The sequence below is a fragment of the Dorea sp. MB18-49 genome (assembly GCF_023669465.1).
GTDB lineage: Bacteria > Bacillota > Clostridia > Lachnospirales > Lachnospiraceae > Dorea_A > Dorea_A longicatena.
In genome coordinates, this window is record NZ_JAMOYX010000029.1 from 1 (window position 1) to 15706 (window position 15706).

12 protein-coding genes and 1 pseudogene are annotated in these 15706 nt (G+C 41.1%); all 13 read left to right on the forward strand.

Annotation, left to right across the window (positions count from 1 at the left end; translation table 11 throughout):
• The first annotated feature begins 305 nt into the window (after window positions 1-305).
• Entirely contained in the window at window positions 306-2294 is a 1989-nt protein-coding gene (uvrB, locus tag NCY30_RS09535; protein ID WP_055181879.1) for an excinuclease ABC subunit UvrB, read from the forward strand.
• A 22-nt stretch (window positions 2295-2316) separates the two neighbouring features.
• Window positions 2317-5160: an excinuclease ABC subunit UvrA gene (uvrA, locus tag NCY30_RS09540; protein WP_022415618.1), complete on the forward strand. Its 2844-nt coding sequence runs from the start codon at window positions 2317-2319 to the stop codon at window positions 5158-5160.
• A gap of 205 nt (window positions 5161-5365) precedes the next feature.
• Window positions 5366-6355 (forward strand): rod shape-determining protein, encoded by a 990-nt coding sequence (locus NCY30_RS09545; RefSeq protein WP_044920524.1) that lies wholly within the window; start codon window positions 5366-5368, stop codon window positions 6353-6355.
• A gap of 23 nt (window positions 6356-6378) precedes the next feature.
• Window positions 6379-8595, forward strand: a complete 2217-nt coding sequence (gene recD2, locus NCY30_RS09550; protein ID WP_022415617.1) for an SF1B family DNA helicase RecD2 — start codon at window positions 6379-6381, stop codon at window positions 8593-8595.
• The gene (locus NCY30_RS09555) at window positions 8585-9313 is read left to right on the forward strand and encodes a ComF family protein (protein WP_055213686.1); all 729 of its coding nucleotides are present in this window, start codon (window positions 8585-8587) and stop codon (window positions 9311-9313) included. The genes recD2 and NCY30_RS09555 overlap by 11 nt, the downstream gene beginning before the upstream one ends.
• A 58-nt stretch (window positions 9314-9371) precedes the next feature.
• Window positions 9372-9767 (forward strand): hypothetical protein, encoded by a 396-nt coding sequence (locus tag NCY30_RS09560; RefSeq protein WP_006428624.1) that lies wholly within the window; start codon window positions 9372-9374, stop codon window positions 9765-9767.
• The gene (locus NCY30_RS09565) at window positions 9768-11012 is read left to right on the forward strand and encodes a hypothetical protein (RefSeq protein WP_250818688.1); all 1245 of its coding nucleotides are present in this window, start codon (window positions 9768-9770) and stop codon (window positions 11010-11012) included. It begins immediately after the preceding gene.
• 47 nt (window positions 11013-11059) lie between these two features.
• On the forward strand, window positions 11060-11938 hold the full coding sequence (gene cdaA / locus NCY30_RS09570; RefSeq protein WP_250818689.1) for a diadenylate cyclase CdaA: 879 nt from the start codon (window positions 11060-11062) through the stop codon (window positions 11936-11938).
• On the forward strand, window positions 11919-13247 hold the full coding sequence (locus tag NCY30_RS09575; protein ID WP_130096633.1) for a CdaR family protein: 1329 nt from the start codon (window positions 11919-11921) through the stop codon (window positions 13245-13247). The genes cdaA and NCY30_RS09575 overlap by 20 nt, the downstream gene beginning before the upstream one ends.
• Window positions 13248-13326: 79 nt before the next feature.
• Window positions 13327-13593 carry an HPr family phosphocarrier protein gene (locus tag NCY30_RS09580; RefSeq protein ID WP_006428620.1) on the forward strand — a complete coding sequence of 89 codons (267 nt, stop codon included), beginning with the start codon at window positions 13327-13329 and terminating at the stop codon, window positions 13591-13593.
• A gap of 93 nt (window positions 13594-13686) precedes the next feature.
• Window positions 13687-14100 carry a GtrA family protein gene (locus NCY30_RS09585; RefSeq protein ID WP_022415613.1) on the forward strand — a complete coding sequence of 138 codons (414 nt, stop codon included), beginning with the start codon at window positions 13687-13689 and terminating at the stop codon, window positions 14098-14100.
• A gap of 96 nt (window positions 14101-14196) precedes the next feature.
• Entirely contained in the window at window positions 14197-15471 is a 1275-nt protein-coding gene (locus tag NCY30_RS09590; RefSeq protein ID WP_250818690.1) for a GH25 family lysozyme, read from the forward strand.
• A gap of 72 nt (window positions 15472-15543) precedes the next feature.
• A pseudogene (locus NCY30_RS15445) lies at window positions 15544-15693 on the forward strand (hypothetical protein); the annotation flags it as partial.
• Between the last annotated feature and the right edge of the window lie 13 nt (window positions 15694-15706).

The window sequence follows — 15706 nt, forward strand, 5'->3', positions numbered from 1 at the left end:
AGTACAAATAAGAATCGAACATTTGTACTTTTTTCTTACCTTCATCTATATACTTTCAAAAAAATGTCTGATATAATAGGGACTGTTACAAGAACAAACAGTAAAAATATGACAGAACCGGAGCCTGGTATCATCAGGTATTTCCGAGTGCTGTTTTATCCGCAAAAATCAGTTTTGTGACTTTTATTCGTAACGAGGTGAAAAGGACATCTATTCACCATAAAATAAGCTTTTCGTTACGAATCTGGATACGAATTTTTGGCTGATAATGATCATAGTAAAAGTCACAAATGGAGGGATTTACCATGAATGAGTTCAAATTAAAAGCCCCATATAAGCCGACCGGAGACCAGCCACAGGCGATTGCAGAGCTTGTGAAAGGGTTCAAGGAAGGCAATCAATGCCAGACTTTACTAGGGGTTACGGGTTCTGGAAAAACTTTTACGATGGCAAATGTGATTCAGCAATTACAGAAGCCGACACTTGTCATCGCTCATAATAAAACACTTGCAGCTCAGTTATACGGAGAGTTCAAGGAGATGTTCCCCGATAACGCAGTGGAATATTTTGTCTCCTACTACGACTACTACCAGCCGGAAGCCTACGTCCCATCCTCAGACACATACATTGCGAAAGATTCTTCTGTAAACGAAGAAATTGATAAACTGAGATTATCGGCAACAGCAGCATTGATCGAGCGGAGAGACGTGATCGTAATTGCCAGTGTTTCCTGTATCTATGGTCTTGGTGAACCGGAAAACTTCGAACAGATGATGGTATCGCTCCGTCCGGGTATGGAGAAAGACCGTGATGAAGTGTTGCGCCAGCTGATAGACATTCAATATGACAGAAATGACATGGATTTCAAGCGCGGAACATTCCGGGTACGGGGAGATACGGTAGAGATTGTACCGGCAGACCGTGGCGATACTGCTATTAGAGTGGAATTTTTCGGAGATGAGATTGACCGGATTTCGGAAATAGACATGCTTACCGGTGAAGTGAAAAATACGCTGAATCATATTGCGATATTTCCGGCTTCTCACTATGTTGTTCCGAAAGAACGTATGGAGAAAGCAATTCGTAATATTGAGATTGAACTGGAAGAACAGGTGAAATATTTCAAATCGGAAGGCAAGCTTCTGGAAGCGCAGAGGATTGCAGAACGTACGAATTTTGATATAGAAATGATGCGTGAGACAGGATTTTGCTCGGGAATTGAGAACTATTCAAGACATTTAGCGGGACTTGCACCGGGACAGCCGCCGAATACATTGATGGATTATTTCCCGGATGATTTTATTATTATGATCGACGAGTCGCACAAGACGGTTCCGCAGATCGGCGGCATGTATCATGGAGACCAGTCCAGAAAACGTACACTGGTAGAATATGGATTCCGTCTGCCGTCAGCACTGGATAACCGACCACTTAGCTTTGACGAATTTGAAAGCAAGATCGATCAGGTCATGTTTGTATCTGCAACACCGGGCAAATATGAAGAAGAACATGAACTGTTAAGAGCCGAGCAGGTAATTCGTCCGACAGGTCTTCTCGATCCGGAAGTGGAAGTTCGTCCGGTAGAAGGACAGATTGATGATCTGATCGGAGAAGTGAATAAAGAGATTGCCAATAAGCACAAAATACTGATAACAACACTGACCAAACGTATGGCAGAAGACCTTACTGACTATATGAGAGAGCTGGGAATCCGCGTGCGCTACCTGCATTCGGATATCGATACACTGGAACGTACCGAGATCGTGCGGGATATGCGGTTGGATGTATTTGACGTACTGGTTGGTATCAACCTTCTGCGAGAAGGTCTGGATATTCCGGAAATCACACTGGTTGCAATTCTGGATGCAGATAAAGAAGGATTCCTGCGTTCCGAGACATCACTGATCCAGACCATCGGCCGTGCAGCGCGTAATGCAGAAGGACATGTCATCATGTACGCAGATACGATCACAGATTCTATGCGTGCGGCACTGGATGAGACGCAGAGAAGACGTGAAGTGCAGATGGCATATAATGAGGAACATGGCATTACACCGAAGACAATCCAGAAAGCGGTACGAGATCTGATCGCTGTATCCAAGAAGGTGGCAGCCTCTGAAGTGCAGATGGAAAAAGATCCGGAATCTATGAGCGAGAAGGAATTAGAGAAACTGATCAAAGAACTGGAAAAACAGATGAAGAAAGCAGCGGCAGACCTGAACTTTGAGGCGGCAGCAGAACTTAGAGATAAGTTAATTGAGCTTAAAAAGACACTGCAGGAAATAAAGATATAGAAAAAGGAGAGTATACACTCACATGTCACAGGAAAAAGATTCAAGACAATATATCAAAATCAGAGGAGCCAATGAGCATAATCTGAAGAATATAGATGTAGATATACCAAGAGACAAGCTGGTAGTTCTGACTGGACTCAGTGGTTCGGGAAAATCATCGTTGGCATTTGATACAATCTATGCGGAAGGGCAGAGAAGATACATGGAATCCCTGTCCTCTTATGCAAGACAGTTCTTAGGACAGATGGAAAAGCCGGACGTAGAAAGCATCGAGGGGCTTTCCCCGGCGATTTCCATTGACCAGAAATCTACGAACCGTAACCCAAGATCCACCGTAGGAACCGTAACGGAAATCTATGATTATTTCCGTTTATTATACGCAAGAGTCGGAATACCGCACTGTCCGAAATGTGGCCGCGAGATCAAAAAGCAGACGGTTGACCAAATGGTAGAACAAATCATGGGAATGCCGGAGAGAACTAAGATCCAGCTTCTGGCCCCGGTTGTAAGAGGAAGAAAAGGAACCCATGCCAAATTACTGGATCGTGCCAAGAAGAGCGGTTATGTCCGCGTCAAAATTGACGGTAATATGTACGAACTTTCAGAAGAGATTAAGCTGGATAAGAATATCAAACACAATATTGAAATTGTGGTAGACCGTCTGGTAGTAAAAGAAGGCATCGAACAGCGTCTGACCGACTCCATTGAAAATGTACTGAATCTGGCAGAGGGATTGATGACCGTAGATGTGATCGGCGGAGAGCCGGTTCAGTTCAGTGAAAGTTTTTCATGCCCGGACTGCGGAATCAGTATCGAAGAGATTGAACCGAGAAGCTTTTCGTTCAACAATCCATTTGGAGCGTGCCCGGAATGTTTCGGACTTGGATATAAGATGGAATTTGATGAGGATCTGATGATCCCGGACAAACGTCTCAGCATCAGCGAAGGTGCCATTACAGTTATGGGATGGCAGTCCTGCACAGACAAAAAAAGCTTCACTTATGCAATTTTGGATGCATTAAGCAAAGAATACGATTTTTCGCTGGACACTCCATTTGAAGACTATCCGAAAGAAATTCACGATGTTCTGCTTCATGGAACGAATGGAAAAGAAGTTAAAGTATATTATAAGGGACAGCGTGGAGAAGGTGTCTACGATGTTGCGTTTGAAGGATTGATCAAGAATGTAGAACGCCGTTACCGGGAGACTGGTTCGGAAACTATGAAAGCGGAATATGAAGAATTCATGAATATTACACCGTGTCATGCCTGCAAGGGACAGCGTCTGAAGCCGGGAGCACTGGCTGTTACGGTAGGAGATAAGAATATTGCAGAACTGACAGGAATGTCGATCGAGAAACTGCAGGCATTTCTGAAAGAATTGAAGCTAACGAATCATCAGATGCTGATCGGCGGACAGATCCTGAAAGAGATCAATTCCAGAATCCAGTTTCTGATGGATGTCGGACTGAACTATCTGACACTTGGAAGAGCAACTGGAACACTGTCCGGCGGAGAAGCACAGAGAATTCGTCTGGCGACTCAGATCGGTTCCGGACTTGTAGGTGTAGCATATATTCTGGATGAGCCAAGTATCGGTCTGCATCAGAGAGACAATGATAAATTACTTGGCACATTGAAGCATTTGCGTGACCTTGGTAATTCCGTAATCGTAGTCGAGCATGATGAGGATACGATGAGAGAAGCGGATTTTATTGTGGATATCGGTCCGGGCGCGGGAGAGCACGGCGGCGAAGTGGTTGCAACGGGAAATGCAGAAGAAATCATGCAGAATGAAAAATCTGTAACCGGAGCCTATCTGAGCGGAAGAATCAAGATTCCGGTTCCGGAGACAAGAAGAGAACCAACCGGATGGTTGAAAGTACTCGGAGCACAGGAAAATAACCTGAAGAACATTGATGTCAGCTTCCCGCTTGGCGTAATGACCTGTGTAACGGGTGTGTCCGGATCGGGAAAAAGTTCGCTGGTGAATCAGATCCTTTACAAGCGTCTGGCAAGAGACCTGAATCGTGCAAGAACCATTCCGGGCAAACATAAAGGCATCGAAGGACTGGATCAATTAGATAAAGTTATCAATATCGACCAGTCTCCGATCGGACGTACGCCTAGATCTAACCCGGCAACCTATACGGGAGTATTCGACCTCATAAGAGATCTGTTCGCAGCAACACCGGATGCGAAGGCAAGAGGCTATAAAAAAGGAAGATTCAGCTTTAATGTCAAAGGAGGACGCTGCGAAGCCTGCAGCGGAGACGGAATCATCAAGATCGAGATGCATTTCTTACCGGATGTCTACGTTCCATGTGAAGTATGTAAGGGAAAACGTTATAACAGAGAGACTCTGGAAGTAAAATATAAAGGCAAAAGCATTTATGATGTGCTGGATATGACAGTAGAAGAAGCTATGCATTTCTTCGAAAATGTACCAAGCATCCGCAGAAAGATGGAGACTTTATATGATGTCGGACTTTCTTATATCCGTCTGGGACAGCCGTCCACGACGCTGTCCGGCGGAGAAGCACAGCGTATCAAGCTGGCAACGGAACTGAGTAAGAGAAGTACAGGAAAGACAATCTATATTCTGGATGAGCCGACGACAGGACTGCATTTTGCTGATGTGCATAAGCTGACAGAGATTCTGCACAGACTGACAGCTGATGGTAATACGGTTATTGTGATAGAGCATAATCTGGATGTTATAAAAACTGCAGATTATATTATTGATATCGGACCGGAAGGCGGTGACAAAGGTGGAACCGTGATCGCAAGCGGGACACCAGAAGAGGTAGCAGAAAGTCCTGTGTCTTATACAGGAAAGTATATAAAACCGATGTTAGGAAGGTAGAAATATGACATTTTGTTCATCTCTTCGGGCAGATTCGTCATATTGTAATATTTATGTAAAAAGCTTCACAAAGATTTAAGCAAAATGGGTCTTTTTATTTTAAATAATTTTGATTATAATGGGAACATGCTCAAAAATAGCATGCGTATGATCATATCTTACAAAAGATAATGATATAGACAGCTTGATGAAGGGAGAATTGGGAATGTCAGTAGATCTTGGAATTGATTTGGGAACAGCCAGTGTATTAGTATATGTAAAAGGAAAAGGTGTTATATTAAAGGAGCCTTCTGTCGTAGCTTATGACAGAGATACAAATGCGATAAAAGCGATCGGAGAGGAAGCAAGAATGATGCTTGGAAGAACTCCGGGAAATATTGTAGCGGTAAGACCATTAAGACAGGGTGTTATTTCAGATTATACAGTAACTGAAAAAATGATTAAATATTTCGTGCAGAAGGCATTAGGTAAGAGAACCTTCAAAAAGCCTAGAATCAGTATCTGTGTCCCAAGTGGTGTAACAGAAGTGGAACGTAAGGCAGTTGAGGAGGCTACTTATGCAGCTGGTGCAAGAGAAGTTCATCTGATTGAAGAGCCGGTTGCAGCAGCTATCGGTGCAGGAATCGATATTTCAAAACCTTGCGGTAATATGATTGTTGATATCGGAGGAGGAACATCAGATATTGCGGTAATTTCTCTTGGAGGAACTGTTGTAAATACATCACTTAAGATCGCAGGTGATGATTTCGATGAGGCAATTGTGCGTTATATGAGAAAGAAGCATAATCTTCTGATCGGTGAAAGAACCGCAGAGGATATTAAGATTAAAATCGGTACAACTTATCCGTTGATTGAAGATGAGACTTTGGAAGTCAGAGGAAGAAATCTTGTAACAGGACTTCCGAAGACTGTTACGGTAACATCAACAGAGACAGAAGAAGCACTTCGAGAGACTACCGGACAGATTGTAGAAGCCGTAATCAGTGTGTTAGAGAGAACTCCACCGGAGCTTTCCGCTGATATTCTTGACAGAGGAATTATGCTGACGGGAGGCGGATCCATGCTGCGTGGTATGGAAGAGCTGATCGAGGAAAAGACAGGTATTAATACTATGACAGCGGATGATCCAATGAAAGTTGTAGCAATCGGTACTGGAGAATATGTAGAATTTATGGGCGAAAGAAAAGGTATCTAGAAAACCAGGGTGAATGAAATCGAATGGAAGAGATTAAAGGATACGTAGAACATATCGTTTACAGAAATGAAGATAACGGATATACAGTATTCCATTTGAATAATTCAGATGGAGAGGTTACCTGTGTCGGAAATTTTCATTTTATAGAAGAAGGAGAATTATTAAGATTGACAGGAGGCTATACAACACATAAGATGTATGGCCTTCAATTCGCTGTGGAAGAATCGGAAGTATGTGAACCGGAGGATCTGATATCAATTGAAAGATATTTAGGATCCGGAGCGATAAAAGGAATCGGAGCCGCGCTGGCGGGAAAAATTGTCAAGAAATTTAAAGAAAATACTTTTCGGATCATAGAAGAAGAGCCGGAGAGACTGGCGGAAATCAAGGGAATCAGCGAACGGAAAGCAAGAGAGATTGCTTCTCAGGTGGAAGAAAAGAAAGATATGCGTCAGGCGATGATCTATCTGCAGAAGTTTGGAATTTCAACGACGCTTGCGGCGAAAATCTATCAGCATTATGGCCGTAATGTTTACCGCACGATTGAGGAGAATCCGTATCAGCTGGCGGATCATGTTCCGGGGGTTGGATTTAAGACTGCTGATGAGATTGCGGCAAAGATTGGAATCCACACAGATTCGGATTTTCGTATACGAAGTGGGATTTTTTATACATTGCAGCAGAGCGTGAATGATGGACATATTTATTTGTATCAGGAAGCACTGTTAAGAGAGACCAGTGAATTGCTTGGTGTTCAGATTCAGGACATGGAACAGTACCTGATGGATCTTGCGATGGAAAAAAAGATCGTTATGAAGCCGTCGGAGCAGGGAATGAGGATATATACGTCTCATTACTATTATATGGAATTAAATACAGCAAAAATGCTGCATGATCTTAATCTTGATTTTGAAATTGCAGATGCTAACTTAATACGCCGGATTAATAAAATCGAAAAAAATACAGAGTTGTATCTGGATGATATGCAAAAGACTGCTGTAATGGAAGCAGTAAGGCATGGTCTGATGATCCTGACAGGGGGACCTGGTACCGGTAAGACGACTACGATCAATGCTATGATACATTTTTTTGAAAGTGAAGGGCTGGATATTTACCTGGCCGCACCGACAGGAAGGGCGGCAAAAAGAATGACTGAGGCAACCGGCTGTGAAGCACAGACGATACACCGTCTTCTAGAAGTGTCAGGAAATCCGGATGATGAGACAATCGGGGGCTTCCAGCGGAATGCAGAAAATCCACTGGAAGCAGATGTAGTTATCATTGATGAGATGTCGATGGTAGATCTGCCACTTATGTATGCACTCCTGAATGCTATCGTACCCGGAACACGTGTGATCCTGGTGGGGGATGTGAACCAGCTTCCAAGTGTAGGACCGGGAAGTGTACTGAAAGATATCATTTCTTCGGAGTGCTTTTCGGTTGTAAAACTGACGAAGATATTCAGACAGGCCGGAGAAAGTGATATTATTGTGAATGCGCATAAGATCAACCGGGGAGAACCGGTTGTTCTGGACAATAAAAGTATGGATTTCTTCTTCTTAAAACGTGACGATACGAATATGATCATCAGCAATATTATTACATTGATCCAGAAGAAACTTCCAAAGTTTGTGAATGCGAAAGAAGCGGATATTCAGGTTCTGACACCGATGCGAAAAGGACTGTTGGGGGTAGAGAGAATCAATAAGATATTACAGGAATATCTGAATCCGCCGAAACCTGGAAAACAGGAAAAAGAATACGGAGATCACCTGTTTCGTGAGGGGGACAAGGTGATGCAGATTAAGAATAATTATCAGCTTGAATGGGAAATTTCTACCCGCTATGGAATGACGATCGATAAGGGAATCGGTGTCTTTAACGGCGATATGGGAATCATACGTAAAATTAATACATATGAGGAAACGGTTACTGTTGAGTATGATGAAAAGAAGCTGGTAAAGTATCCGTATAATCTGCTGGATGAATTGGAACTGGCTTATGCTATAACGATTCATAAAGCCCAGGGAAGCGAATATCCGGCGGTTATTATCCCTTTGTTACAGGGACCAAGACAGCTATATTACAGAAATCTGCTTTATACGGCTGTTACAAGAGCAAGAAAGTGTGTTACAGTGATTGGAAGTGAAAGTGTATTTCAGGAAATGATACATAATACGAATCAACAGAACCGTAATACGAGTCTTGCAGAGCGAATCCGGGAATTAAATGAATCATAAAAAAATCAATAAGATTAAAGAATCAATCATATCTTTGCTCTGGCCGGAAGTTTGTCCATTCTGCCAAAAAGTATGCAGAGACGGCATCTGCAAAGAATGCAGAAAGAAGCTGGAACTACTGAAAGTCAGAGAACCAAGGTGTATGCAATGTGGAAAACAGATCCGTAGTGTAGAGCAGGAATACTGTTATGACTGCATGCATACACATCATTATTATGAACGGGGATTGAGTTTGTGGAACCACAAAAACCCCGTAAATCAGTCTGTTTATCAATTTAAGTACCATAACCAAAGAAGATACGGAATATTATATAGTCAGGAACTTGTAAAAGAATTCCAAAAAGAAATAGAAAGATGGAGGCCGGATATTATTATGCCGGTACCGTTGCATCCTTCAAGAAAGAGAAAAAGAGGATATAATCAGGCACAGATACTTGCAGAAGAAATAGGAAAAATCCTGGAAATCCCGGTGGACAGTAAAAGTCTGATAAGAACCAGAAAGACCAGTCCGCAGAAAAAACTAGGTCACCAGGAAAGAAAAAAGAATCTGAAGCACGCATTTGCAGTGAAACATACATTTCAGGCAGTAAAGAGAGTGTTGTTGGTTGATGACATTTATACAACGGGAAATACAATTGATGCAGTGTCAAATGTATTGAAACAGAAAGGTGTAGAGAATGTTTACTTTTTAACCATAAGTATTGGACAAGGGTACTGAGATTTGTTATACTTAAAATGATGTTTTAATGGAATTAATATCATGTTGAGGTGGATATATGTTAGATGAGAGAAAAGTAAAATTAATGACAAAACTTGCTCTCTATGAAGAGACACATGGAAAAGAAGATTTTAAGATCAGCTCTTATTATAGAAAAGACTATGCAAGTCTGCATGTTATCTATGCATTCTTAAGTGTATCGGTTGGATATGTATGTCTGGTAGGCGTGTTGTTGCTTGCCGGCGTGGAGAATATTATGGGTAATCTGTCAAATGGATTGATCATATTTTTATTTTTAATCATTTTGGCAGGTTATGTGGGTGTTGTGATTGTGTATTGCGGAATTGCCAGTCATATATATAATGAAAAACATAAAAAAGCAAGAAAAAGGGTAAAAAGATATAATCATAATCTGATCCAATTGCTGAAGATGTATGAAAAGGAGAAAAGATAGATGGATAATATATATGTAATACGGGGAAGAATAGAAGAACTCTATGGAAAACATTCTAAATTATTTGACAAGGCTTTTCAGTTCATACTTGCAATGATCACATTTTCGATGATCAATCAGAATACCGGATTCATGAAGTCGTTATCATCACCGGTAATTTCTCTGGCACTGGCTGTAGTTGCTACATTTCTGCCTCCGATGGTGATTGTTGTGATAGCAGCGGTATTAGTTCTTGCACATACGCTGGCAGCGTCGATAGGAATATTTGCTGTATCGGCAATGATTTTCCTGATCATGTATATTTTCTATATCAGACTGGCACCAAAGATGGCGTTTGTTGTACTTCTTACACCGATTGCATTTGTTCTGAAAATACCATTTCTGGTACCTGTTGCGTGTGCACTGATATATACACCGGTAAGTCTGGTGCCGATGAGTTGCGGAACAGTTGTGTTTTATATGGTGGAATATCTTAAAAAGACAAGTTCGGCATCAAAAGCATCAGGAAGTAAAGCGATGCTTTCTGAGATTACAACTTATGTACAGAAAGTATTCCAGAATAAGGAAATGTGGATTTACATTGTAGCGTTTATTATAGGATTTTTTGTGGTTTATACAATCCGCAGACGTGAACTGGATCACGCATGGGAAATTGGGATTATAGCAGGAGCAATTGCTGATGTAGTGGTAACGGCAATGGGAAGCATTGCACTTGGAGTGGAGATATCATATGGATCTCTGATCTTCGGAAATATTCTTGCGGTAATTGTTGGAATGATATTAGAACTGTTCCTTTTCTCTGTTGATTATGCAAGAAGTGAACGGTTACAGTTTGAAGATGATGAATATTATTATTATGTAAAAGCAATACCAAAGGTGGCAGTAACAACTCCGGAGAAGACGGTGAAAAAGATCAATGAAAGACAGGAAACAGAGATTATTGATGCAGAAGCAGTAAAACGTCTTTCACAGGATGTTACGGAAGAGACTAAGGCAATCAGCGTGGAGCCGTCTGCAAATCACAAATTAAGAAAAGAAACATCGAGAAAAACACCATATAATAATTCGGAGTACAGAAGTCCTGCACAGATAAGAGCCAGTCAGGCCAAAAGACATTCACCGAAGAGAGGACCGATGCCGAAGAAACATGATATGAAAGATGTAGATAAGTTACTTTTGACACAAAGCCTTGAAAATGAATTTCATGCAAGTGGAAAGAAAACTGCAAATAAAAGAAAAAGATAGATATAGAATATAGTTGAAATATTTCAGATAAAGAGGAGGTGAGAAGAATGGAACAGGCAGTGGCAGATTTTATAGAGAAATACGGAATAGGTCTGTATATTCCAAAGGTACATGTTACAGATGTGATAGAGGTTTTGATTCTTACATTTCTGATTTATCAGATTATTGTATGGATTAAGAATACGAAAGCATGGATGTTACTTCGGGGAATTATCGTTCTTGCCGGATTTATTCTTCTTGCAGCTATATTTAAAATGCATACCATCCTTTTTATTGCGAGAAATTCGCTGACGGTTATGGCAACCGCTGCGATTGTTGTATTCCAGCCGGAACTTCGAAGAGCGCTGGAAAAACTGGGAGAAAAGCAATTCCTGACGTCGGTTGTGCCTTTTGAGCAGAATCGAGAGATACGTTTCAGTGAGGAAACCAGAGAGAATATTATCAGAGCCTGCTTTGCAATGGGAAAAGTAAAGACAGGAGCGTTGATCGTAGTAGAACAGGCAATTCGACTGACAGAATATGAAAGTACAGGGATTCAGATGGATTGTCTGGTATCCAGTCAGGTGTTGGAGAATATATTTGAACACAATACCCCTCTTCATGACGGAGCAATTATTATCCGTGGTGACAGGATTGTGTCGGCAACATGCTACCTTCCACTTTCCGACAATATGCGTATCAGCAAAGATCTGGGAACAAGGCATCGTGCCGCAGTTGGAATGAGTGAAGTCAGTGATGCTCTGATCATTGCTGTTTCGGAAGAAACGGGAGCTGTATCTGTGGCACAAGGAGGCAAACTGGCGAGAAATATTAATGAAGCGCAGCTTAGGATAAAACTGAAAGAAATCCAGCACAGAAGTAGTGAAACTAACAGAATACGGGCAATGTGGAAAGGATGGCGTGAGCATGCAAAAAAGAATAACTAAGAATCTTACGCTGAAAATACTGGCTTTCCTGATTGCAGTATTTCTGTGGCTGATCGTGGTAAATATAGATGACCCGGTAGACGATAAGACTTTCTCAAATATACCGGTTCAGGTAACTCATGAAGAAGTAATTACAGATAATAATAATACGTATCAGATTGTTGATAATACACAGGAAGTGAATGTAACTGTTACGGCGCAGAGATCCGTATTAGATAAAATTAAGGCAGAAGATATTCAGGCAACTGCCGATATGAAAGAACTGACACTTCGTACACAGGTACCAATCGAAATAACAATCAAAGGTTATGCCGGAAAATATGAGAAAGCGACGGCAAATCCAAGAAATCTGCAGATCCAGATTGATGAGGAAGCAAAAAATAATTTCCCGATTACTCCGACAACAACAGGTACTGTAAGAGGTGGTTATGAAGTAGGAGCACTGAAAGCGGTTCCGGAAAAGGTAACGCTTAGAGGACCAAAACGAATTATCAACAGTATAGCCAAAGTTACCGCCGAAGCAGATGTATCAGGACTTTCGGAAGATGAGACGGTGGAAGCAAAACTGGTTCTGTATGATGCGAATAATAATGTGATTGACCAGACACTTCTGGCAAACAATCTTGGAAAAGAAGGAGTTAGTGTAGAAGTAGAACTTCTTCAGGTTAAAAGTGTTCCGATAGAAGTTGATACGTCAGATGTATCAGCGGCAGAGGGGTATAAACTTGGAAAAATAACGGTAGAGCCGCAGGAAGTTGAGATTACAGGAGATAAAACGACATTAGCAGGAGTTTCCAAAATCAGTATTCCGGCAAGTGCGTTACAGCTGGATAATCTGACACAGAAGACGGACAAAACAATTGATATTTCGTCTTATATTCCAAGTGGTGTGTCTTTGACAGAACAGAATGCGAATAAGGTGGTTGTATCAATTCCGGTACAGCAGCCGGGAGCGAAAACATTTGAAGTATCTACAAATTCTATTGTTGTAAACAATATAGCAGAAGGACTGAGCATTAGTTATGGTTCAACGGTTGATCTTGAGATACAGATAAAAGGACCTGGGGATGCACTGAATTTGTTCTCGCCGGCAAAGAAAGTGAGTATTGATCTGAAGAAGTATACCAATGCAGGAACTTATACGGTTCCGGTATCTGTTGAACTTCCGGACGGATGTTCACTGGTGAATAATGTGAGTGTAGAAATTATTCTGGAAAAAACAAAACAGAATGATAAGACACAAAATGAAAATAGCAGCAGTGAAGGTCAGACGAAAGAAGATGAGAAAAAGACAGATACAATCAGGTAAACAAAAGAGAATAATCATAAAACAAGTACAGAGGCTTGAAGATGGACGGAATAACAATTAGAAGCGAGGAGAGTACATTATGATCAGACAGAAAGTTACAATAACAAATCCAACAGGGTTACATCTCAGACCGGCAGGAATGTTCTGTAACATAGCAAGTAGATACAAATGCAAAGTAGAGTTTATGTATGATGACGATGTTGCAGCAAATGCAAAGAGCGTTTTAAGTGTTCTCGGAGCATGTGTGAAATCGGGAGATGAGATCGAACTTATTTGCGACGGGGAAGATGAAAAAGAGGCTATGGATGCCATGGTCAGTGCAATCGAAGATGGATTAGGAGAATAAGAGAATATTGGACGGCCTGTGTTTTTACACAGGCCGTTTTAGTATTGCCATGCAATGCCTATTTTATAAATGAACAAGGAGAAAGAAGCAATAATGAAAGATAAAATAAAAAATATACTGGATATAACATTTTGGAAATTTGTATTGGTTGGAATTGTGAATACACTGGTCGGAACAGCTGTAATGTTTGCAGCATATAATGTGTTACATCTGAGCTATTGGATATCCTCGGCATCCAATTATGTTGTGGGGAGTATTGTGAGTTATTTTTTGAATAAGTATTTTACATTTCAGAATAAAGAAAAGTCATGGAAGCAACTGGTTAAGTTTGCGTTAAATATTACGGTCTGTTATCTGGTTGCGTACGGGCTTGCCAAGCCGCTTGTGTCATGGTTTCTTCACGGACAGAGTAAAAGTGTACAGGATAATCTGTCTATGCTAGTTGGAATGGGAGCGTTCGTGGTGTTTAATTATGTGGGACAGAGAGTGATTGTATTTAGAAAATAAGAAAATGTCCGGAAAAGCAAATAAAGATAGTAAGAAAATAAGAATCATGATATAGTAAAATATATAATACAATTTGATGATTTGAGGGGGGAAAATATGAAAAGGATAATGACGGTAATGCTGGCTGTCATATATATTACGACAGGTACAATCAGCGTTATGGCAGGAGAACCGGAGAATAACGACGCTCAAAAAAAGGAATCTGTCTCTGATTCAGTGAAAGTGCAGACGAGTGAGAATACAGATGAGGACAGGCCGAAAGAAAATAGTTGGAGATATTCGAATGGTGAATTAATACCACAAGAAGATGATGCGACAAGTAATGCAAGGGCTGTTACAAATGCATGGAAAAAGGTCAATGGACAATTTGTTAACAGTCTTGGAAAACCAATCCCTGGTGCAAAGAAAAAAGGAATGGATATAAGTGAATATCAGGGAACTATTAACTGGGATACGGTAAAAAACAGATCGGATATTGATTTCGTTATTATCCGCTGCAGTTATGGTTCAGGCTATAAAGATCGTAAATGGGAGTACAATGTAAAAGAATGTGAACGATTGGGAATTCCTTATGGGGTATACATATATTCTACAGCAACAACGGTTTCGGCAGTAGAGAAAGAGACTGAAAATGTTAAGAAAATGTTGGAAGGACACCAGCCGACATACCCCGTTTATTTTGACATGGAAGAGAATTCGGTTCTGAATCTTGGCAGTTCAACAATTGGAAAATTGGCAAATACATTTTGTTCTAAGATATCTGGGGCTGGATATAAAGTTGGAATTTATGCGAGCCTGTATTGGTGGAATAGTATATTGACAGATCGGGTATTTAAGAATGAGTCCTGGTCTAAATGGGTTGCGCAGTATAGTGCATCTTGTCAGTATCAGTCAAAGTATGATATGTGGCAGTGTACGTCTTCGGGAAAAGTAAATGGTGTTAGTACCAATGTAGATATTAACTTCTGGATGTCAGATGAACCGGTGATAAATCAAGATGCAGATCGGGTAATGGTTTCCGATGAGAATATCATTACATATACGTCGCATATGCAAAGTTATGGCTGGCAGGAGCCTGTAAATAACGGTTATCAGACAGGAAAGCCGGGTTATGGAAAAAGACTAGAAGCGTTTAAAATAAATGTCGGGGGCGGATATGGAGATCTAGGAGTAAGATATCAGGCATGTATACAGGATGAAGGCTGGAAGCCACTGGCAGAAACAGGGCAGCTCGCAGGAACAGAAGGAAAAAGCAAGTATATTCAGGCTGTGAAAATTAGTTTAACAGGAAGTCAGGCCGAGAATTATGATATATACTATCGTGTATATAGTCAGAACTTTGGCTGGCTGGGATGGACATCCAATGGATAGCCGGCTGGAAGCCAGGGATATGAAAAACGAATTGAGGCATTACAAATTGCTGTCTTACCAAAAGGAGCAACGATACCCGGAACAACAGATAATTCGTATAAGACTACAGGAAAGAAAGTAGAATATAGAACATACGTAGAAAAACAAGGATGGAAGAAATACAGTGCGGATGGTGAACAGAGCGGTACAATTGGTCAGGCAAGAGCGGTTCAGGGATTAGCTGTCAGAGTAAATG